The 17,844-nt window shown below is 60.7% G+C and carries 20 protein-coding genes and 1 tRNA gene; 11 read left to right on the plus strand and 10 right to left on the minus strand.

Annotated elements, in window-relative coordinates; genetic code table 11:
- Nucleotides 1–30 precede the first annotated feature (30 nt).
- A complete protein-coding gene (locus NHAM_RS03040) occupies nucleotides 31–498 on the minus strand; it encodes a hypothetical protein (protein ID WP_011509177.1) in 468 nt (155 codons plus the stop codon).
- A 126-nt stretch (nucleotides 499–624) separates the two neighbouring features.
- Nucleotides 625–1,194: a recombinase family protein gene (locus NHAM_RS03045; RefSeq protein ID WP_011509178.1), complete on the minus strand. Its 570-nt coding sequence runs from the start codon at nucleotides 1,192–1,194 to the stop codon at nucleotides 625–627.
- A 213-nt stretch (nucleotides 1,195–1,407) separates the two neighbouring features.
- On the opposite strand from NHAM_RS03045, the gene NHAM_RS26380 reads away from it, so the two are divergent.
- The 4 genes from NHAM_RS26380 (at nucleotide 1,408) to NHAM_RS03060 (ending at nucleotide 5,879) form a co-directional block, all read left to right on the plus strand.
- Nucleotides 1,408–1,686 carry a hypothetical protein gene (locus tag NHAM_RS26380; protein WP_011509179.1) on the plus strand — a complete coding sequence of 93 codons (279 nt, stop codon included), beginning with the start codon at nucleotides 1,408–1,410 and terminating at the stop codon, nucleotides 1,684–1,686.
- Between the two features lie 184 nt (nucleotides 1,687–1,870).
- Complete coding sequence (locus NHAM_RS03050) at nucleotides 1,871–4,945, plus strand: DUF1566 domain-containing protein (protein ID WP_198136984.1); 3,075 nt, start codon at nucleotides 1,871–1,873, stop codon at nucleotides 4,943–4,945.
- A gap of 455 nt (nucleotides 4,946–5,400) precedes the next feature.
- Nucleotides 5,401–5,637 (plus strand): hypothetical protein, encoded by a 237-nt coding sequence (locus NHAM_RS03055; RefSeq protein ID WP_011509181.1) that lies wholly within the window; start codon nucleotides 5,401–5,403, stop codon nucleotides 5,635–5,637.
- Nucleotides 5,634–5,879 (plus strand): hypothetical protein, encoded by a 246-nt coding sequence (locus tag NHAM_RS03060; RefSeq protein ID WP_011509182.1) that lies wholly within the window; start codon nucleotides 5,634–5,636, stop codon nucleotides 5,877–5,879. Before NHAM_RS03055 ends, NHAM_RS03060 begins: the two co-directional genes overlap by 4 nt.
- Before the next feature lie 56 nt (nucleotides 5,880–5,935).
- On the opposite strand, the gene NHAM_RS03065 is transcribed toward NHAM_RS03060, so the two are convergent.
- The 4 genes from NHAM_RS03065 to NHAM_RS03080 are packed head-to-tail and all read right to left on the minus strand — an operon-like array spanning nucleotide 5,936 to nucleotide 9,341.
- Nucleotides 5,936–6,229, minus strand: coding sequence for a hypothetical protein (locus NHAM_RS03065; RefSeq protein WP_011509183.1), 294 nt, complete (start codon nucleotides 6,227–6,229; stop codon nucleotides 5,936–5,938).
- Between the two features lie 32 nt (nucleotides 6,230–6,261).
- Nucleotides 6,262–6,840: a hypothetical protein gene (locus tag NHAM_RS03070; RefSeq protein WP_011509184.1), complete on the minus strand. Its 579-nt coding sequence runs from the start codon at nucleotides 6,838–6,840 to the stop codon at nucleotides 6,262–6,264.
- A complete protein-coding gene (locus NHAM_RS03075; protein ID WP_011509185.1) occupies nucleotides 6,837–7,598 on the minus strand; it encodes a hypothetical protein in 762 nt (253 codons plus the stop codon). Before NHAM_RS03075 ends, NHAM_RS03070 begins: the two co-directional genes overlap by 4 nt.
- A gap of 15 nt (nucleotides 7,599–7,613) precedes the next feature.
- Complete coding sequence (locus NHAM_RS03080; protein WP_011509186.1) at nucleotides 7,614–9,341, minus strand: type IV secretory system conjugative DNA transfer family protein; 1,728 nt, start codon at nucleotides 9,339–9,341, stop codon at nucleotides 7,614–7,616.
- On the opposite strand from NHAM_RS03080, the gene NHAM_RS03085 reads away from it, so the two are divergent.
- The 5 genes from NHAM_RS03085 to NHAM_RS03105 all read left to right on the plus strand — a co-directional run bounded on the left by NHAM_RS03085 (nucleotide 9,340) and on the right by NHAM_RS03105 (nucleotide 12,865).
- A complete protein-coding gene (locus NHAM_RS03085; protein WP_041357645.1) occupies nucleotides 9,340–10,164 on the plus strand; it encodes a hypothetical protein in 825 nt (274 codons plus the stop codon). The two genes, NHAM_RS03080 and NHAM_RS03085, sit on opposite strands and share 2 nt — an antisense overlap.
- The gene (locus NHAM_RS03090) at nucleotides 10,161–10,514 is read left to right on the plus strand and encodes an ankyrin repeat domain-containing protein (protein ID WP_011509187.1); all 354 of its coding nucleotides are present in this window, start codon (nucleotides 10,161–10,163) and stop codon (nucleotides 10,512–10,514) included. The genes NHAM_RS03085 and NHAM_RS03090 overlap by 4 nt, the downstream gene beginning before the upstream one ends.
- Before the next feature lie 334 nt (nucleotides 10,515–10,848).
- On the plus strand, nucleotides 10,849–11,202 hold the full coding sequence (locus NHAM_RS03095) for a hypothetical protein (RefSeq protein WP_041358667.1): 354 nt from the start codon (nucleotides 10,849–10,851) through the stop codon (nucleotides 11,200–11,202).
- Nucleotides 11,199–12,641 (plus strand): relaxase/mobilization nuclease domain-containing protein, encoded by a 1,443-nt coding sequence (locus tag NHAM_RS03100; protein WP_011509189.1) that lies wholly within the window; start codon nucleotides 11,199–11,201, stop codon nucleotides 12,639–12,641. Before NHAM_RS03095 ends, NHAM_RS03100 begins: the two co-directional genes overlap by 4 nt.
- Nucleotides 12,638–12,865 (plus strand): hypothetical protein, encoded by a 228-nt coding sequence (locus NHAM_RS03105; RefSeq protein WP_011509190.1) that lies wholly within the window; start codon nucleotides 12,638–12,640, stop codon nucleotides 12,863–12,865. Before NHAM_RS03100 ends, NHAM_RS03105 begins: the two co-directional genes overlap by 4 nt.
- Before the next feature lie 12 nt (nucleotides 12,866–12,877).
- Here the strand turns inward: NHAM_RS03105 and NHAM_RS03110 are convergent.
- The 3 genes from NHAM_RS03110 to NHAM_RS03120 all read right to left on the minus strand — a co-directional run bounded on the left by NHAM_RS03110 (nucleotide 12,878) and on the right by NHAM_RS03120 (nucleotide 14,997).
- A tRNA-Pro gene (locus NHAM_RS03110) sits at nucleotides 12,878–12,954 on the minus strand.
- Nucleotides 12,955–13,127: 173 nt separating this feature from the next.
- Entirely contained in the window at nucleotides 13,128–13,880 is a 753-nt protein-coding gene (locus tag NHAM_RS03115) for a DUF5131 family protein (RefSeq protein ID WP_011509191.1), read from the minus strand.
- Nucleotides 13,870–14,997, minus strand: coding sequence for a three-Cys-motif partner protein TcmP (locus NHAM_RS03120; RefSeq protein ID WP_011509192.1), 1,128 nt, complete (start codon nucleotides 14,995–14,997; stop codon nucleotides 13,870–13,872). The genes NHAM_RS03115 and NHAM_RS03120 overlap by 11 nt, the downstream gene beginning before the upstream one ends.
- 559 nt (nucleotides 14,998–15,556) lie before the next feature.
- Between NHAM_RS03120 and ampH the strand changes: the two genes are divergently transcribed.
- Nucleotides 15,557–16,702, plus strand: a complete 1,146-nt coding sequence (gene ampH / locus NHAM_RS03125) for a D-alanyl-D-alanine-carboxypeptidase/endopeptidase AmpH (protein WP_011509194.1) — start codon at nucleotides 15,557–15,559, stop codon at nucleotides 16,700–16,702.
- A 558-nt stretch (nucleotides 16,703–17,260) separates the two neighbouring features.
- Entirely contained in the window at nucleotides 17,261–17,545 is a 285-nt protein-coding gene (locus NHAM_RS24435; protein WP_011509195.1) for a DUF3551 domain-containing protein, read from the plus strand.
- Between the two features lie 43 nt (nucleotides 17,546–17,588).
- Here NHAM_RS24435 and NHAM_RS03130 read toward each other — a convergent pair whose 3' ends face one another.
- Nucleotides 17,589–17,819, minus strand: coding sequence for a hypothetical protein (locus NHAM_RS03130; RefSeq protein ID WP_011509196.1), 231 nt, complete (start codon nucleotides 17,817–17,819; stop codon nucleotides 17,589–17,591).
- Nucleotides 17,820–17,844 lie beyond the last annotated feature (25 nt).

Raw genomic sequence — 17,844 nt, forward strand, 5'->3', positions numbered from 1 at the left:
TTTGTGAGATATTTGGCCCGACGCACGCGCTCAGTGCAGCGTCCTCCCCTTCGCTTGCTCGGTGTCGTCCTCGACGAGATCGGCGTGCCAAAGCGCATCGACTACATCCTGCCAGGATTGCTCGGATGCCGAGCCTTTGGCCGCTTCCGCGTAAAGGCTGGCGGTCGCCGCTGCTATGATGACGTTGCCGGTCGCCCGTAGAAGGCCCGTGGCTACAACAACCGGATCACGTCCGTTGAAGCGCAGGACGTCCAATTCCTTGAGCAACTCAACCACGCTTTGGCTCGCCTGCGAAAGCGGAATCCCGTGAACTTCGTGCATGAAGCGCAGCAGCAAAGCCGCGTTCTCCGGGCCATGCCTGCGTGCTGGCATGTATTCGTCGCCGTACTCCTCCCGATGTGCGGCAACTTCCGCGCGCTCCCCCGCCGTTGAATCGTCAACGTCGTCGATCAGCACCCGATATTGTCGAATGGCTTCCGCCGGCCGGTAGACATTCATGATTGTGCTCCTTTCCAATGAAAGGAGGTCTATGCGCCTGTGAACGCAGCGGCTTGGCCGAATGCTGGTCAGGATGCGCGAGCAGGAACAGCTCGGTCTGCGGCGAAGCCGATACGACCTTGAATACTAATCCGCTCCGGTAATCGCCCGGCGCAATGTCCCGACATGAACGCCGAGCCGCGCGGCGACACGCGCGCGTGTCTGCCTGCCTGACTCGATCAGGGTTTTCGCGCGGCGAATCTGGGTTGCTGAAAGCTTGCGTGGTCTGCCGATTGCCGCGCCGCGCGCTCTGGCGGCGCGCATTCCTGCAATCGTACGCTCGCGGATCAGCTCGCGCTCGAACTCCGCCAGCACTGCGAGCATGCTGAAGATCATGCGGCCTTCGGGGCGGGTCGTGTCGATCATCGCGCCGTGACCGGCAAGAACCCGGAGTCCCACGCCGCGACCGTTCAAACCTTCGATGAGTCCGATGAGATCAAGGAGGCTGCGCCCGAGGCGGTCGAGCTTCCACACGACCAGCACGTCGCCCGCGCCGCATGATGCGATGGCCTCGGTAAGACCCTTGCGGCGGGCGGTAGCGCCCGACGCCTTGTCCCGGAATATCCTTTTGCAGCCCGCTTCACGCAGAGCGGTCAGTTGCAGATCGAGATTTTGTTCTTCGGTGGAAACGCGCGCGTAGCCGATGTTTTCTGTCATGGCGGCTACTCATCCTTACGCAGAAATACGAGCGTTCCGCAGCTGCTGGCGCTGCGCGTTATGGTTCCTTTTCGGAGAGGATTGGGCGGGAAGCCGGTGTAAGTTAGAGCCAAGTAATTTTCATAGTATAAACAAGTAAATACAAAAGGATAATCCTGCTTTAACTGAAAATAAAATCAGATTACTATAGACTGAACGAAAAGGAAGGGTTTAGTGCGATCAATTGCAGTTTTATTATTTCTAATTTCCTTTGCAATTCTTGCGGATGCAGCCACGCGAATCCTGACGGCGGCTGCTGACGAAAATCGGACGGCGATCATTGCCGACGGGCCGCGCGGCATAGTCCGCGTCATGGCGGGAGGTCGCGAGGTCGCGCGCTTCGACGCTGCCGGACTGCATGTTCGCAACGAGATCGAGTATGGCGGCTCCATCTCCGATACCGGTGTTCAGTATTTCGATGAACGCGCGGGAGGCAGCCGTGCGCCGCAGTAACCGTCTGCGGATTCGTCTTCTCACACTGAGCGGGCTTGTCGCTCTTGCCGCTGCGCCTGCCTTCGCTGCTGAACCGACCCCCGGGTCCGCCTGCACGGGCGTGGGGAATTACACGGTTTCCGGCGGCCCGGAGCTTTCCGGGGTTGGGCACCTTATGGTCTGCTCCGGCAGCGTCTGGAACAGCGTGCTCGATTTCGACGCGGCGGCGAACAGCGTCCTGCCATATGCCCTCAGCCTGTCGGGCGACATCTCCCCCGCGCAGATCACGGCGAACCAGAACGATTACAACCCGGCGGGTCTTTCGACCGCTTCGGTGCTGCGGATGAGCAGCGACGCTTCGCGTAACGTCACAAGCCTTGCGGGCGGAGTGGACGGGCGCATCGTCACGCTGATGAATATCGGCAGTAATTCGATTATTCTCAAGAACGACGATGGCGCTACCGGCACGGCAGCGAACCGCTTTGCGCTGGCAGGCGATCTTGCTTTAACGCCAAACCAGGCGGTTATTCTTACATACGACAGTACCGCTTCTCGCTGGCGCGCCGCCAGCAACGGCACGGCAACGAGCACATTCAGCTGCCCCTCTGGCTTCACAAAGCTTCAAAGCCAGGGACAGACCCTCGGTTGCATGAAAGACAGCGTTGTGGCGGCATCCGGGTTAAATTGCCGGGACGCAGCGACAAGCTGCTGGAACAGTTATGGCGGCCGGTTGCCGACTTACAATGAATACAAAGCGGCTCAGGCATCGATCGGCGGGTTCACGATTCATGCCAATCTCGAATGGGTAGGTTCGCCTTCCTGGAACAGCGCTGACAATGAATCTTGCGGCGGGATCGAACCGACCGCTGGCGGGATACCGTCCTCTTACCCATACACAAGAACCGACCACGCCTATCGCTGCTTTATCCCTGCCGGATCAAATGGCGGCCCGGGAAGCAGCGCCAACGCTGCGGGCTCAGACACGCAGGTGCAATTCAACGATGGCGGGACTGCACTGGGCGGAGATGGCGGACTCATCTACAATAAGGCTACGGACACGCTCACGACCGGCGCGCTCACGGTAAACAGCGCTCTCGGCGTGACAGGCGCGACCGGCGTTGCCGGCACTCTTGCGCTCTCCGGCGACATCAGCCCCGCGCAAATAACGGCGAACCAGAACAACTACAACCCGGCAGGTCTTTCGACGGCTTCGGTGCTGCGGGTGAACAGCAATGCCTCTCGCAACATCACGAGTCTCGCAGGAGGCGCGGACGGGCGCGTCGTCACCGTCATGAATATCGGCAGCTTCCCCATCGTGCTGAAAAACGACGACGGCGCGACCGGCACGGCGGCAAACCGCTTCGCGCTCACCGGCGATCTCGCGCTCGCGGCGAAGCAATCGGCGATGCTGATGTATGACTCGACGGCCTTGCGCTGGCGGCAGATCGCGAACGGCACGGCCACCGGCAGCGGCGACAACCTCGGCAATCATACGGCGACACAGAACATCGTTCTCGGCTCGAATTATCTTTCGGGCGACGGCGGCAATGAGGGTATTGCCGTGGATGCAAGCGGTAAAATCGGGATTGGAATCACGCCAGCAACCGCACTGCTGACGGTCAACGGCGACGCGGTCGTCAATACGTCCCTGACAGCCTTTGGTGGGATGCTCGGCAGCAACGGTTCGGTCGGTACTCCAGGCTACAGGTTCTACTTTGATCCGGATACAGGACTTTATAGCCCGGGCGACAATGCGAATGTGCTGGGCTTTGTGACAGGCGGTACCGAGCGCGCGCGAATCGACGCGAACGGAAACGTCGGCATCGGCACATCTCCTGTTTCAGGCACACGCATCTCTGTAGCGGATTCAGGAGGCGGCGTCTCCGAGATCGCCACTCTCATCAATTCGAGTCCCGCGTCAGCGGGTACGGGGGTGGGAATTGTCTATCAAGGTCCATCCTCCATAAAGCTCGGAAGCGTCGGCGCAATGTGGGAAGATGGCACCGGGAATAATTCTGGCCTCTACTTCAATACGCGGAACACCAGCTACAGTTCGAAAATGTATCTTTCAGCCGCGGGCGATCTCGGCATCGGCACAATAGGCGTGCCGAAGGAGAGGCTGCACATTTATTCTACAGATCCGGCGGAAACGGGCCTCACTATTGCGACGCCCGGAACGGGAGACCAGCAGGCTGTCCTGAACCTGTTGACCAAAAGCAACGGAAGCGACACGTTGGGCGACGCCACCTCGGCGGGATGGCAAATCTGGGCTAACGGCGACGGCAGCACCGCCTTCGGCGCGATAGGTGGCCCTAATACGTTCGGTATTGGTTTTGTCGACGGCGCGGGCTGGGACCCTGCTGCCTTTCAAATACTCCCAAACGGCAGGATCGGGATCGGGACGCACGCCAACGGCGAGCTGCCCGGTACGACGCTCGATGTTGGCGGCAGTTTCGCGCTTTCAGGAGACATTTCACCCGCGCAGATCGCGGCAGACCAGAACGACTATGATCCGGCCGAATATGATATCAAGACATCGGTGCTTCGCCTGACCAGCGACGCGTCGCACTCGATCACCGGAATCGTGGACGGCGCGGATGGGCGGGTGCTGACTCTTCTCAATGTCGGCTCCAATCCGATCGTGCTGTCCAATCAGAATGCCTCGTCTGCCGCAGCCAATCGCTTCGCCATCGGGGCCGATTTCACCATCGGCGCGGATCAGAGCGTCTCCCTGATTTACGATGATACCTCGCAGCGATGGAGGTCTGCCTCACTCCCTTTTGAGTCGTCCGGCCTTGTGGGGCCTTCCGGCTGCGCGACTATCGGCGATCTGTGCGCGGACGGGACGGTGTTCGCGGGGTATCACCCGATTACGCAGGAACATTTGTTCATCCCAACAACAGATCAGGGCACGACAAGCCAGTGGAAAACATCGACCGGCACGAACGACATAGCCACGGATTCAACCTATGACGGACGGGCCAACACCAATCAGGTGGCGAACAGCACGACCTTTCCGGCGTTTAAACTCTGCAAAGACTTGACCACAGGGGGGCATAGCGACTGGTATCTGCCTAGCCGTGTGGAACTGTATTATCTATGGTCGGTGCAGGGTACAATCGAAGCAGCAGGTAACATAACTAATCTCCAGAACGCCTCCTACTACTGGTCTTCTACGGAGTACGATACTAACTCCGCGTGGCCCCAGTACTTCCCCAATGGTACCCAGGGCTACGCTAATAAGCTTACTGCCTTCAGGGTGAGGTGTGTCAGGCGCTAGAGGCGGCGTTCGCGCCCGCCCGGAGATGCCTGGGTCGTTATTGCTGCGAGCAATGATGCCTCGGGTGATGCCGGAGCGGATTGCTTCGCTCTCACCGACCAGTCGCGATAGACCACGATCCGCTTTTCTGCCCTTGTGACCGTCTGGCCTGCGGGGCCGCACTGCCGGATTTTCCTCGTTGCGTCGGTACGGACTCGTTTTCAGTCCGCGCGGATTTTCCTTCGCAGCCTTATTTACGGCACGTTTGCCGATGCTGCGCGCCGCTTTCTCCTTTTTGTCCGGAATTGACTCATCCTGAACGCCACCATGACCGGGTGCAGCCATCATGCAACGGGCGGCCCGATCCATTCGCGGGGCGCTCCCGTGTTGCCCGTTTCCCCGGCGGGTGCATGAAGGCTTTTCTCACCCGGTCTCCTTGATGGCGTTCGAGCCAACCCAAACAAAGGAGACAGATCATGGCACGCAACGCAAACTACAGCCGCAAGGAAGCGAGACGCGAAACGAAAGCTCCCAGCTTCATCGCCTACGCGGTGACCGAAAAGGGCGAGGATAAATCCTTCTGGACCCGCATCGGCGCAGCCTGGGATCACGAGGACGGCAAGGGCCTCACCTTGCAGCTCGACCTGGTTCCGGTGAACGGTGGACGCATCGTCCTTCGCACCCCTTCCGAGGATCAGGAGAAGGGCGCGTGAGCGCCCTTCTTTCTCCTCCGGAGGACATCGTGATGTGCAAACATGTTCATATTGAATCCGCCCGCGCCGCACTTGCGCGCGCCGCCTGGGTTCGCGGCGAAGCTCCCGCCTACGGCGAAGATGCCGTTACGGATCTGCTCACCGATATCCGTCATCTGTGCGCGGCGGCGGGCCTTGACTTCGACCGCTGCGACCGTGTCGCCGCGATGCATTTCGAGGCAGAGCACGGGGGCGCGTCATGACGCGCCCCCTCACCGAACCTGCCAAGAGTTCAGATCGCGCTAAATCAGCTCACGATTCAGACGCCGTGTTCGTCGGCAGCGGCCTTATAGGGATAGATCGTGATTTCGTTCTTCGCGTTGATCCGGACCTGCGTTCCGTTCTCATCGACGATGCGCAGATAAATGTCGGCGGTCTTGATCCGGTAGTCCGGCTCGTATTGCGCGAGCTGGCGCGCCGCCTCGAATAGCGCGTCGCGCCATTCCGCAATTGAAAGAGGCGCGTTGTCGCGCCCCCTGAGCTTGATCCTGAGTGCGTCGGTTTTGGTAGCCGCCGTTTTGCCTTTATCCCCTCGCGGGGCACGAGTGACCATGCTCCATAGTACCACGAGCGGATGGTCATCCGCTATTTTCCGGTCAGCCTCGGCAGATCGGGCCTCGGCAAGCTCGTCCGGTTCGTGCTCGGCAGCGCGGATGCCCCGCGTCCCTTCATGCTGGCGGGCGCGCCGCTCGCGGCGGACGCCGCGATTTCGGTCATCGGCACGATGTCGCCGGTCGCGCCGCAGCCCGGTTCACATTTGTAGAGCGTGCCGCCGGTCTGCCTGAATCGATAGTCGCAGTTGTTCCTTCCGCAATGACAGTGAATCCAGCTTTGCGCGGAGCACCACGCGCAATGCCAGCCGCTTGTGTTGAATTGCTTCACATCGAAGCGCTTTTCCTGCGGCGCGGCGGAGCTGCCCCCGCCGGCGTGTTCAGCGAGCTTGTTGACTGCGCTGACGGTGAAACGATCGGCTTCGCTGGCGCGCTCGAATACAACCTCGAACGGCCGTCCGTGGCGGGAGCAGTGGCACAGCATCGTGTATCGCTCCCGGAACCCGTGCGCCTTCTTGAAGGCGGCGAGCTTCGCGTTGAAATCCTGCTTTGCCGGGAGTGCCGTCGCCCTGGTCGCAGGCAGCTTGCTGTAAGGTTTGAGCCAGTTCGTCATCGTTTCCATCCTTTGCGGGCATTGATGAGATCGCGCGCTTCGTTGAGTTTCGCGGCAAGGGCCGTATTGCCGGAGAGGTCCGGGTGCGCTTCCTTCATGCGCTTGCGGTACGCCGCCTTGAACGCGGCATTGGTGAAGGAGTCGGCGGCGGCAAGGCCGAACAGCGCGCACGCGGCAGCGAAAGCGTCAGCGGGCGCGGGATCGGCACGCTCATCGCGTCGGTCATCTTTCCTCGTGTCCTTGTCGTTGCGGGATTCGCCGTTGAACGCGCGCAGGAAATCGTCAAAGGTCCGATATTGATCTTTCACATCGGCATAGAGACGGCGTAGCTCCGCTGTTTGGCGGCGGCGCTCCTGCCATGGCGCGAGGACACGCGCCTGGAATGTCCGCCATGGCCAGACAACTGGCACCAGCGCCAGCCTTGCGAGGGCGAGCAGCAGCCGGATCGCGAACTGGGCCAGCGTCGTGCCGAGCCGTTCGGCAAAGCCGAGGACGATCTCAAGTCCCGCGAGCAGCGTCGCGCTGATGGTCCGCACGAAGGCGTAGACGACCGTGAGGATCAGATGCAGCATGGCGCAGCCGATCGCGCTGTAAGCCAGAATCTCCAGCAACCGCAGGCCGGGCGAATCTGATACCGGCAGACGAATTCCAACGAATTCGAACGCGACGAGGCAGAAGCACAGCCCGACCATCGCGTAAAGCGTCCAGCCGACGAAGCCCAGGGCATCGCTGCCGGTTTCGGATTTGAGGGTTGCCATGGTCGTCTCCCGTGGTCAGAGTTCGGTGAATATGAATAGCGGACACGGCGTTTGCGCCGAGCGCACGTAGCCGCGTTTGACGCCGTCGGTCTGGAGATACAGGCATGCGGGATTGCTCGCTTCGGTCCCTCGCCCGAGCGAGATTCCGAGATGCGACCAGGTCGCCAGCGCGAAGAAAATCAGCGCCACGACCGACGGCGGCGGTCCAGCCAGCCATGCGGCGCAGCGCAGGAACACGCCACACAGCGCCGCGAACGGGGTGCGGAACGGAAGCCCCGGCGTGCCGGCCTGGTACGGATTGCGATGAAAGGCGCGGCGCAGCGACGGCCGGTTCCAGTACGGCGTCTTGCGCAGCAGCAGCGGCTTCAGATTATCGACGAAGACGATCTGCTGGCCGCCATTGGCGTGCATCACCTCTTCGATCGTCACCAGCCGCCGCACGGCCGGCGAAACCGATTCTCCGCCCGGCGTCTTCGTCGTCACCTCGATGGTGGCATCGCCGCAAAGCTCGGAGATATATTGCGCCGTCTCAAGATCGCCCGCGCCCATGAACATTTTCAGGCCGGCATTGGAGAGGAAGGTCTGCCAGTTGGCGCGGTACAGCTCCTTGAGCTGGCCAATGTTCTGAATCACCGGCCACAGCCAGACGCGGTATTTGCGCAAGGTAGCGAGACCGCCCGCGATCCGGTCCATGCGCTTCAGCGCTGGAAACTCGTCCATCAGGAACAGGACGCGCTCGCGCGCCAGCGGCCCACGCTGCATGGTCCATAGGGCGCAGCCGACGATCAGGCGCGCATAGGCGGCGTGAGTGTCGAGATATTCCAGCGGAATGATCACCGACAACACCGCGCCCGGCAGTTTTTCATTGCCGCGCCGACCCTTCAGCACGGTGAGATCGACGGTCGATCGCGACAGCGCCGCCTGCATGATTGGATCTTCGATGAAGTTGGTGTCCTGCTTCATCGTGGACAGCACCGCCGAGAACTCGCCGCCCGCGTTCGCTTCGCGGCGTTCCATCTGCTCCGCTTCGCGGGCGACGATGCCGCCTGCCGCCTTGTTCGTCTTCATGGAGGCTATCAGCGCGTCCCAACTCTCGGCGTTGGCGGCGATGTATTCGCGCAAGGTCGTGAGCGTGCGCCGCTCTTCCGGCTCGGTGGTGACGATATGCATCAGGAAGGCGCGGATGCCGCTTTGCGCTTCGTCCTTGAAGAAAGCGGACGAGCCGGATTCGCTGCCGGTGCGGGTCACGATCATGTCGGCGAGCAGGTCGGCGTCGCTCGCGAAAGTCTCGCTTTCGGAATCGAGGATGCCGAGCGGATTGAGACTGTGGGACGGCAGCGACCAAGGTGCTGTCGTGTGCATCCGCCATGGATTGAGGCAGGAGAACGCGTAGCCCTTCTTGCGCCAGACTTTGGCGGCAATCGCGGTGTTCTCGCCGCCGGGATCGATCAGGAAGATAAAGGGATGGCGCAGCAGGTTCGGCACGATCGCCGAGGTGCCCTTGCCCGAGCCGGTTGGGGCGACGGTGAGCGCGTGACCCGCGCCGCGATAGTAGACCGGAGAAAGGCCGGTCCAGTCGCCGAGCACGAGGCCGCCTCTGCGAAACATCCCCTTGCGGCTGGCCACCCATGGCTGGAGCCATTCGGCGGAGCCGAAGGTGGTCTCGGTCTTTTGCGAGCGCCAGCTGACGAGCGCAAAGGTGGAGACGCCGAGGCCAAGATATGCGATAGTTTCGAGGTCCATGGCCGCACCATGCGGCCGTGGCCTCGTTCCGGTCCTGGTCAAATACTGGACAGAAATGATGGACGGAGCACAGGCAGCACGAAAGCCATGGCGGCAGACCAAGTTCGATGTCGCCGAGCGCGAACGGATTCGCCACGCGCTTCTGGCCTATGCCCGCGACAACCGCATCGGCGCTCCCAACCTGCAACTGCATATTGCCGAAAAACTTGGCCGTACCGTTGACGAGGTCGGAGCGCTGAAAACACTCCAGCGGTTCCTGACCGGCGAAGGCCGCGTCAATGACGGTTTCATCACGGTCTGCGCCGCCTTCGTCGAGCGCACCGGCGCGATGACCTCGCACGACGAGTTGGCTCACGATCTCGGTGCGTTCTTCATGCGAGATATCGCCGACCAGCCTGCCGATGAGGTTCCTTCCCGCCTGGCGGGCGACTACGAGATCTGGGCCAGCGAAATCTGGCACGCCCATTTTGTGGTCAAGAGCGAGCACATGAAACCCGGCAAGTCCTATAATCTCTGCCGCATCTCCGGCAGCGGGCGCGGCCTGAAGGTTCATGAATTGGCAACGGCATCGGAAAGCGCTTACGGGTCGTTCCGGCCGGCGGCGAACGAAGGCGTAATGCTATATTTCGATCCGCTCATATTCATACTGCTCAAGAACAGACTGACGCGTCTGCCGCGCGTCTACTGGCTGCGGGAAGGCCAGCATGGATACCTTCGCGGAGAGGCGGTGCATGGTAATCTGGCCGAACCCGATCTCGATCCCCCGCCCTGTTCGGGGCGGCGCAATCACGAGCTGCGGCCGATAAGGAATAACGCGTCATGACCGAAACGCCACAGAAAACCCGGGACAGTTCGACGAACTCGGGCAACACGCGCCTTGATTACATGCTTCTTAGATTAGCCTTTACCGGTAACCTCACTGCCATTCGCGGCGCGCTCTCGGAAGGCGCAAACGTAAACGCCATCCATGAACAGACCGGCTTGTCCGCACTGCACATCGCGGTGGGCACCAACAACCTTGAACTGACGCAATACCTGATCGAGGAAGCCGGTGCCACAATCGGGCCGGATCGCTCGGGACGCTGGCCGACCATCATCGCCGCCGAATGCGAAGTCGATGCGGTGTTGTCCGATTATGTTCTCGACGTGGAAGCTAATATATCGGGTGTCTAAAGTAGCTGGCCAAAGTTTGACCAACGGCGCAAAACCCTGCTAATATCAGTTACATCTGATGCATTTGAACACGCGGGTATGCTTTACCGCTCTTAATGCGTCTTTCAATTTCTCTCCGCTACAATCATAGAAGACGTCGTTAGTGATGAGGGCAAGATGTGCGCGGATGATCCGCGCCTATCTTGACAAGGGGGCCTCTTATGGCCGGCCCCCGTTGTATCCCCCGCACGTTCGGCAGCATCAGGCATTGAGCCTTCTGACTGCCGAGTGCAGCGTTTCGGCGCTGCATCACGACCAATGAAGCGCGTCATTGGATGCGCGGAAAGAGGCGGTCATGTCGCGGAGCGGGTCGGACAAGCGCCATCGCAAGACGATGCTTGCCGCACGTTTCAACAATCACGAGGCCGAGGCGGTGCGGCAGCTTGCCGACCGCGCTGGAACCAGCGTGGCCTCCGTGATCCGCGGTGCGGTGTTGAGAACGCCAGCGACCCGAGCGACACGACGCCCGACGATCAACCATCAGATGGCTGCCCGTCTGCTCGGCGAGCTGGGGCGCGTCGCGGAGGTGTTTCGCTCCGCGCAGGCGGCCGGCCGGATCGACCCAAACGATCCTTTCGTGGCCGCCGCCTTCCGCGACCTCGCCGAGATGCGCACGGTCTGCTTCCAGGCCATGGGGCGTAGCCCATGATCCTGAAAGGCAACCAGCGTGCGGGCGGCACTGATCTGGCGACCCACCTGATGAATGCGTTCGACAACGAACGCGTCGAGGTGGCGCAGATCAGAGGCACTGTCGCGGAGCATTTGCACGGAGCGTTTGCCGAGTACGAGGCCCTTGCTGCGGGGACGCGGTGCAAGGAGCCGCTTTACAGCCTCTCGGTCAACCCGTCCGCGCCCCTCGCCCGCGAACAGTATTATGCCGCCATCGACCGCATCGAGCAGCGCCTCGGGCTCTCGGGCCAGGCTCGTGCGGTGGTGTTCCATGTCAAGCACGGCCGCGAGCATGCCCATGTCGTGTGGTGCCGGATCGACACCGCCAAAATGCGTGCGGTGCAGCTCTCCCACGACCGCCAGAAACTGCGGGGGCTTGCACGTGAGCTTGCCATGGAGTTCGGCCTCGAATTGCCGGAGGGTCTGGCTGAGGACAAGCGCACTGAGCGTGCGCGCAAGAAGGAGCAGACCCTCGCGGAGAAGGCGCAGGCCGAGGCCACCGGGATCACCCCGGAGCAGCGCCGGGCGGAGATTACGCAAGCCTACCGCCGGTCCGACAGCGCGGAGGCGTTCCGTGCGGCGCTGAAGGAAAAGGGCTATGTCCTCGCCGCCGGCGACAAGCGCGTCTATGTCGTGGTCGACCGTTTCGGCAAGATCCACAGCCTTGCCCGCCAGATCGACGGCGTGCGCACCCGCGAGATCGGGCAGAAGCTCGCGGCGATCGAGGCGCAGGTCGAAGGCGTCGATGCGGTCAAGGCCACCATCGCGCAGCGCGAGGCTTCGTCGCGGGCGCGGATCGACCAGCGCGTCAAACATGCCATGGCGGAGCGCGCTGCGAAGCTCGCTACCCTGCACAAGGCGCGGCGGCACAAGCTCGGCGGCAAGGATCAGCAGCTTGCAACGACGCACGGTGCCGAGCGCATGTCATTGCATGCCGCGCACAAGGCGGAGGCCGACAAACCGTTCGCACGGGCGGCAGGCGCGATCTTCGCGCTGTTCGACAGGGTGCCGGGCCTGCGCTCGGTGATCGCGCCGTTGCGGCGCAATCCGAAGATCAACCCGACTGAGCGCCACCGCATCGAGCGCGAGGCGCTGGAGCGCCGTCACCAGCGGGAGCGCCTGGTGCTGGATCGCCGCACCAAGGCGCTTTCACGCCTGGAGGCGTGGGAGCTGCGCTCGCTGGCGACGGCGGTGCGGCGTCAGGTTCAGGAGATGGAAGCCGCCCGCGAGCAGAAAGCGGAAACCGTGCAGGACCAAATCGTGGTCAACAAGCTCGACATCGTCCTGCCGCACGGCGAACTTCATGCCGAGGCCAACAAGAAGAAGGGCTGGAAGGCACGGCAGGACAAGCTTGGCGCTGGCAAGAACCGGGAGCAGGATCAATCACGCGGCTACCGACGAGGGAGGGATGAGCCATGAAAAAAGAAGAAGCACACACCGATCACGGCACGGTTTTGAAACCGGATCAGGCCGCGCTCGTGTTCGACACCGACGGACGTATGTCAGTCGTTCTGCCCGACATGTCGCCGGATGCGGAGATACCGACAGGCTGGCAGCTGATGCTTGCCATCATCCAGAAATACAACGACCCCGACTGGGTCGCCGAGATGGTCGGTGACCGTCATCGGCCTGAGACGCATTGAATTTAAGGAGGTTGGTCGGGGCAGCAGGATTTGAACCTGCGACCTGAAGTTCCCGAAACTTCCGCGCTGCCAGACTGCGCTATGCCCCGTTGCCGATTGGCGTGGGCATGGAAATACGCGAGCCGCCTTCGGGGCTATAGGTCAGATTCTGGTCAGATAGCTTTCTGCGTTTCTGCGCAAATTTGCTTGCGAAGAACCGAATTGATTACAGCTTTTGCTACGCCGCTATAGGCGAAGCACAAAGCTCACCACCGGCAAGCGCCTACACCCCGGAGCCGGCAGGAAACTCATCCCATGTTCGACCATCAAGAACACGTCCCGTCTTTTTCTTGTTTGCGCCACCCCATTGCTTGAAATGGAAAGCGACTCCTTCATCAAAACACTGATCCCGGATGTTGCGTATCCAGTCGGCTTCTACGGGGCGGGCGTGGGGTCCGCTTTCACCGCCCGCAATCACCCAATCGATGTTAGTGAGATCGAGATTGTCGAGCGGTCCTAGCAGAGGTTCAAGACTCAAAAACCTAATCGCTGCCTGCGTGCGCCGAAGGCAGTCTATCCTGTAAACATAGTCCTCATTTTCGACGCTCACGCCCATCCAGACATTCGCGGGCCACGCCAGTTTCGCAGATAGTTCCCCAAGACGTTCAGCCCGCTTCGTAAGTATTTGATACGTGTGCTGTGGCGTCTTCCGCATTGTAGTGAAGACGCGCTTGATGAATGCCAATGGCACATTTTCATGGAAAAGGTCTGACATTGAGTTCACGAAGATCAACCGACCGGTTTTCCACGTAGCGGGGAGCAGGAGCGATTCTTCGTCAATCCTTACAACGCCGTTCCACTTCGGACGCCCGCCAGACATGCGCGTTGTTCCGGCATATTTAGGCTGACCCATAGCTTCAAGCCGACGTGCCATACGCATCGCGTAGCAGTTTGTGCAACCGGGCGAAATGATTGTGCATCCGACGACCGGATTCCACGTCGCTTCCGTCCATTCGATGGAGGAATTATTCGCCATCGACGCCACCCGCTGGAAATCTGACCAGCAAATGATCGGCAAAGGTTCCTTTCCGCCGCGAACCTTTCAGGCTTCGCACGGCGACCTTTCCCTCGGCTTCGAGTGCCGTCAGGATTTCCTTGTAATTCTTCAGGACGTAAGGGGTATCGACGCTGTGACGTTCGTAAATTTGCACGACGGACAATTCTTGCCCGGCGAAGTCCTTGAGCAAGGTCGCACGCAGCTGATCGAGGGGCCGTTGCAGTGAGAACAGCAAGGGCATTGACCAATCGGCTGGAGAATATGCCAGGGACGGCACGCCCTGATCTTCCGTCGAGCTTTCCTTCGCCATAATGTCTTTCATAATGGCGTAGCCTTTGAAGTTCTTGCTGACAAAAATCAGCTTGTGCGACGTGCGCGTGCCGCTCGCATTTCTGAAAGTGAACGGCAGGACGAAGGTTCCGCCAAGGGCTTTAATCTCAGCCGCGAGTTCCTCCAGAATCAGCGCCTCGCGCAGTTCGGGTGACAAGCCGGGCAGCCGCGCACGCAATGCGTCAGCACGCACCTTGCCGAAAAGAGCATCCATATGATCGGCCACCACTTGGTTTCCGATGCCGGCATTGATACGATTGTAGTTGAAGAAGAACACGCAATCGCAGCCCCAGTCCTTAATCACACCCTTGATGATTTTCAGGGAGAGGCCCTTATAGCCGAAGGGATCAATGAACGAGAACGACGGAACAAGTTTGACCTGACTGAAATATTTCTCTGCTTCTTCATCGATCTCGCCGCAGGACACGACCGGCTTGTGTTTCAAATTGCCGATGCCAGGCAGAGCATCGATTTCGTTTTGAAGCGTGGATGTCTTGTTCCCGTCTGAGTCGTTAAGAAGTGTCACGAGCATCGACGCAAGTTTCGGATCGGCGATGGCGTGCCCTACCACCAGCAGCGGCGTCGAAGCTGCCCCGTCCTTGTACCGGCCAGGCCCGGCATACAGGTCGATGTAAGCGACCCGCCCGCCATTCTTCTGCGCGGTCGGCATAATGACATTGGCCCAAGCATAGAAGTACTTCTGCACGATGCGTGCTTTGACTTCCGACTGATCCGTTCGTTCGTCGAAAAATTTTGCGGTGTTCATCCGATTCCTGCCCTCAAAATATAAATAGAACAAATAACGAACAGAGGCAACACGGTTCCCATGGCCGCACGCTGGACTTCGTTGGGGCGTTATGGGGAAGAACAAGGAAAGAGCCGTCGGGCTCACATCAAAGCAGGGTTTCAGAGACCTGGGATCGCCGTGGAAAATTACCAAGGCCCCGCAATGACATAGCGGTGCCCAGTTTCATCCTCACCGGCGCGCGTCGGTGAAACGGCGATGCCCGGGAGACCTTCAGGCAACCCTTGGACCAAGCCCGTCAGACGGCGATTGCACATTCCTCGATCGCCGGCCGGCTGCGGCGTACATGTCGAAGGCTGAGACCTGGCGGGAACTGTCCGGCGGCGAGATCGAGTTCATAATGAGGCGGTTGAGGTCGGCCGATTGAGGGGAGGCATCCACAGCTTCCCCATGAAAATCATGACCGCTCGGTTCAATGGAACCGACTCCGAGCGTAGCGTGGCCCTCTGGCGATTCGCCGGATTGTAGCGCGGCGACCCCGCACGAACGGGAAACTGCCTTTCATTGTTGTGGGGTAAGCATGGTGAAGATGGTTCAGGCGCTTCAGGCGGCTTTGGTGTCTTTGGCTGTCTGCCTGTCCGTGACGGCGCCAGCATCCGCGGATGACGCTCTCCTGAAGGACATGGTCAGCTTCCAGGGACAGATTGCGTTCATGCAGATGAAGGTCCCTGGCATGGTGCTCGCCGTGGTGCGCAATGGCGAGAGCATCGTCGTGGGCTACGGCGAACGAGCCGACGGCGCCCGCGAGCCGGACGGCGACACCGTGATCCGCGTTGGCTCCATCTCGAAGGCCTTTGCCGGGCAGGTTCTCGCCAGCCTCACCGCCGACGGCACCGTCAGACTGAGCGACCGCCTGCAGGACCGGCTGGGCTGGCCGAGTGTCATGGTGCCAAAGAAGGACGGCCGCGAGATCACGTTGCTCGACCTTGCCACCCATGGCTCCGGCCTGCCCCGCGAGGTTGCGCTTGAACGCGATCCGGCGCGCCCGGATTTAGTCTCGCGCGAAATGTACAAGGTTGCCCTGAAGGATCAGGGGCTTCTCTTCGCTCCGGGCACGGGGCTTCACTACTCCAACTATGCCTTCGATCTGCTCGGCGAGGCGCTCTCCAATTCAGCGGGCAAGCCCTATGCCCAATTGCTTCAGGAGCGCGTCTTTGCTCCGGCCGGACTGAAGGATACCGCCGTCCGGCTGAGTGACGCGCAGAAGGCGCGCCTGTTCCAGGGCCATGGGCCGGATGGCAAGGCCTATCCACTGACCGAAGTCAGCGACATGCAAGCCGCCGCAAGCGGATTGTTTTCTACCCCGAACGACATGGTGCGTTGGTTGAAGTGGCATCTTGACCGTTTCGGACGCGACGATGCCGAGATGCGCACCCTCGACCACGCGACCTATCGAGTGCGAGACGGCCTCGATCCGGTCTCCGGACTCGATGAGTCCGGCCATATGGATGCGATGGGACTCGGTTGGGTCGTGATGAACCCGGCGGATGCGCGCCCGCTCGTCCTGCAGAAGGCTGGCGGGCGGCAGGGCACCCTGTCCTATATTGCCTTCTCGCCGGCGCGTGGCGTTGGCGTCTTCATCTCGATCAACGCGTTCGACTTCGCAGCCGGCGCGGCCATGCCCGCCTTCGCCAATGAACTGATCAGTCAGCTTGCGCCCCGCTGACGGCTTCTTGCTCAGTTCATAAGCTGTGCCTTCCCTCATTTGGGTCGCGCTTATTCCACAAGAACCCGCCGGCGATAGTCACCACCGGCGGATCCCGGCCGGTGACCGCAACCCATCCGGTACTCTCTAACGCGTGGATTGGGCTGCAGACCCGTCCGAACTGACAACGCGGTGAGTGGAAGGCGCGTTCCAGTGGTCGCGTCCGGACCACAAAAAACCCGCCACCGGGATCAGTCGGCAGCAGGTTTTTGTGCGCGATACTGGTCCCCTCGGGTTGGAAACAGGTTCTCACGGCCGGGTGAACGAGGGGAGAAAGAAGCGGGGGAGGTATGCGCTCCCCTGATCTGCTCGGCCAATTGGTAACATGTTGGCCTTGCTGGAAACCCGAGGTGTGCGCCTTTTCTCTCTTTCGGAAGATGCGGCTTCGGTTAAGTATAAAAGTTCAGCGCCAATAACCCCGCTCCGGCGGGGTTTTCCATCCCGAGAATTTGATGGGAACGGACGCACTGTTTCTCCGTTGGGCCGTAATTCCGTTAGGCTGTAAAAGGGAGAGGCGACATGAAAACAGTTCTCTCAGCAGTTCTGGCAATAGGAACACTGGTTAGCGCCAGCGCGCCAGCATTAGCCCAACATCGGACGTTGGCTCAATTTCGGGCGACGTTCGCTCAATATCCGGCGTTCGCTCAATCCGATGCCTACTGCTTGCAAGGCGATGGTTGGGGTTACTCCGGTGATTGCCGGTTCTCGACCTTTGAGGCATGCAGAGCAACGGCGTCAGGAATTGGCGGAACGTGCGATAGAAATCCGAGCGGGTCGAACTACTATCCTACCCTTGGGTGGTAGCACCGGCTTCAAAGCCCCCGTCAGTCCAGGCTGGCGGGGTTTTCTATTTTGGCTTGTGTTTCGCTGCCATCCGCTCGCGGTAGGCTTCTGCGCCTTTCTGCCAATCTGGTCCCGGAATGATCTCGCCGTTATCGTCGCAATTACCGGCCTCGATCTCGGCCGCCGCCGCTTCCCAATGGCTATCGACCCATGCCGGGATATCGGCTTCGGCCATGCCGTTTTGACGGCAAACCAGTTCGCAGACTTCGCGAGCGAGGGGTTCGATGCTGGACATCAGCGCGCCTCTACGATCTCGGCCG

Source organism: Nitrobacter hamburgensis X14, assembly GCF_000013885.1.
Lineage (GTDB): Bacteria > Pseudomonadota > Alphaproteobacteria > Rhizobiales > Xanthobacteraceae > Nitrobacter > Nitrobacter hamburgensis.

What these genes read in the sequence shown, in the direction of transcription:
- NHAM_RS03045 (WP_011509178.1), bottom strand. Translation starts at nt 1,194, where the DNA reads ATGACAGAAAACATCGGCTACGCGCGCGTTTCCACCGAAGAACAAAAT.
- NHAM_RS03100 (WP_011509189.1), top strand. Translation starts at nt 11,199, where the DNA reads ATGATCCTGAAAGGCAACCAGCGTGCGGGCGGCACTGATCTGGCGACC.
- NHAM_RS03130 (WP_011509196.1), bottom strand. Translation starts at nt 17,819, where the DNA reads ATGTCCAGCATCGAACCCCTCGCTCGCGAAGTCTGCGAACTGGTTTGC.
- NHAM_RS24435 (WP_011509195.1), top strand. Translation starts at nt 17,261, where the DNA reads ATGAAAACAGTTCTCTCAGCAGTTCTGGCAATAGGAACACTGGTTAGC.
- NHAM_RS03090 (WP_011509187.1), top strand. Translation starts at nt 10,161, where the DNA reads ATGACCGAAACGCCACAGAAAACCCGGGACAGTTCGACGAACTCGGGC.
- NHAM_RS03095 (WP_041358667.1), top strand. Translation starts at nt 10,849, where the DNA reads ATGTCGCGGAGCGGGTCGGACAAGCGCCATCGCAAGACGATGCTTGCC.
- NHAM_RS03080 (WP_011509186.1), bottom strand. Translation starts at nt 9,341, where the DNA reads ATGGACCTCGAAACTATCGCATATCTTGGCCTCGGCGTCTCCACCTTT.
- ampH (WP_011509194.1), top strand. Translation starts at nt 15,557, where the DNA reads ATGGTGAAGATGGTTCAGGCGCTTCAGGCGGCTTTGGTGTCTTTGGCT.
- NHAM_RS03055 (WP_011509181.1), top strand. Translation starts at nt 5,401, where the DNA reads ATGGCACGCAACGCAAACTACAGCCGCAAGGAAGCGAGACGCGAAACG.
- NHAM_RS03065 (WP_011509183.1), bottom strand. Translation starts at nt 6,229, where the DNA reads ATGGTCACTCGTGCCCCGCGAGGGGATAAAGGCAAAACGGCGGCTACC.
- NHAM_RS03070 (WP_011509184.1), bottom strand. Translation starts at nt 6,840, where the DNA reads ATGACGAACTGGCTCAAACCTTACAGCAAGCTGCCTGCGACCAGGGCG.
- NHAM_RS03120 (WP_011509192.1), bottom strand. Translation starts at nt 14,997, where the DNA reads ATGAACACCGCAAAATTTTTCGACGAACGAACGGATCAGTCGGAAGTC.
- NHAM_RS03105 (WP_011509190.1), top strand. Translation starts at nt 12,638, where the DNA reads ATGAAAAAAGAAGAAGCACACACCGATCACGGCACGGTTTTGAAACCG.
- NHAM_RS03075 (WP_011509185.1), bottom strand. Translation starts at nt 7,598, where the DNA reads ATGGCAACCCTCAAATCCGAAACCGGCAGCGATGCCCTGGGCTTCGTC.
- NHAM_RS03040 (WP_011509177.1), bottom strand. Translation starts at nt 498, where the DNA reads ATGAATGTCTACCGGCCGGCGGAAGCCATTCGACAATATCGGGTGCTG.
- NHAM_RS03115 (WP_011509191.1), bottom strand. Translation starts at nt 13,880, where the DNA reads ATGGCGAATAATTCCTCCATCGAATGGACGGAAGCGACGTGGAATCCG.
- NHAM_RS03085 (WP_041357645.1), top strand. Translation starts at nt 9,340, where the DNA reads ATGGCCGCACCATGCGGCCGTGGCCTCGTTCCGGTCCTGGTCAAATAC.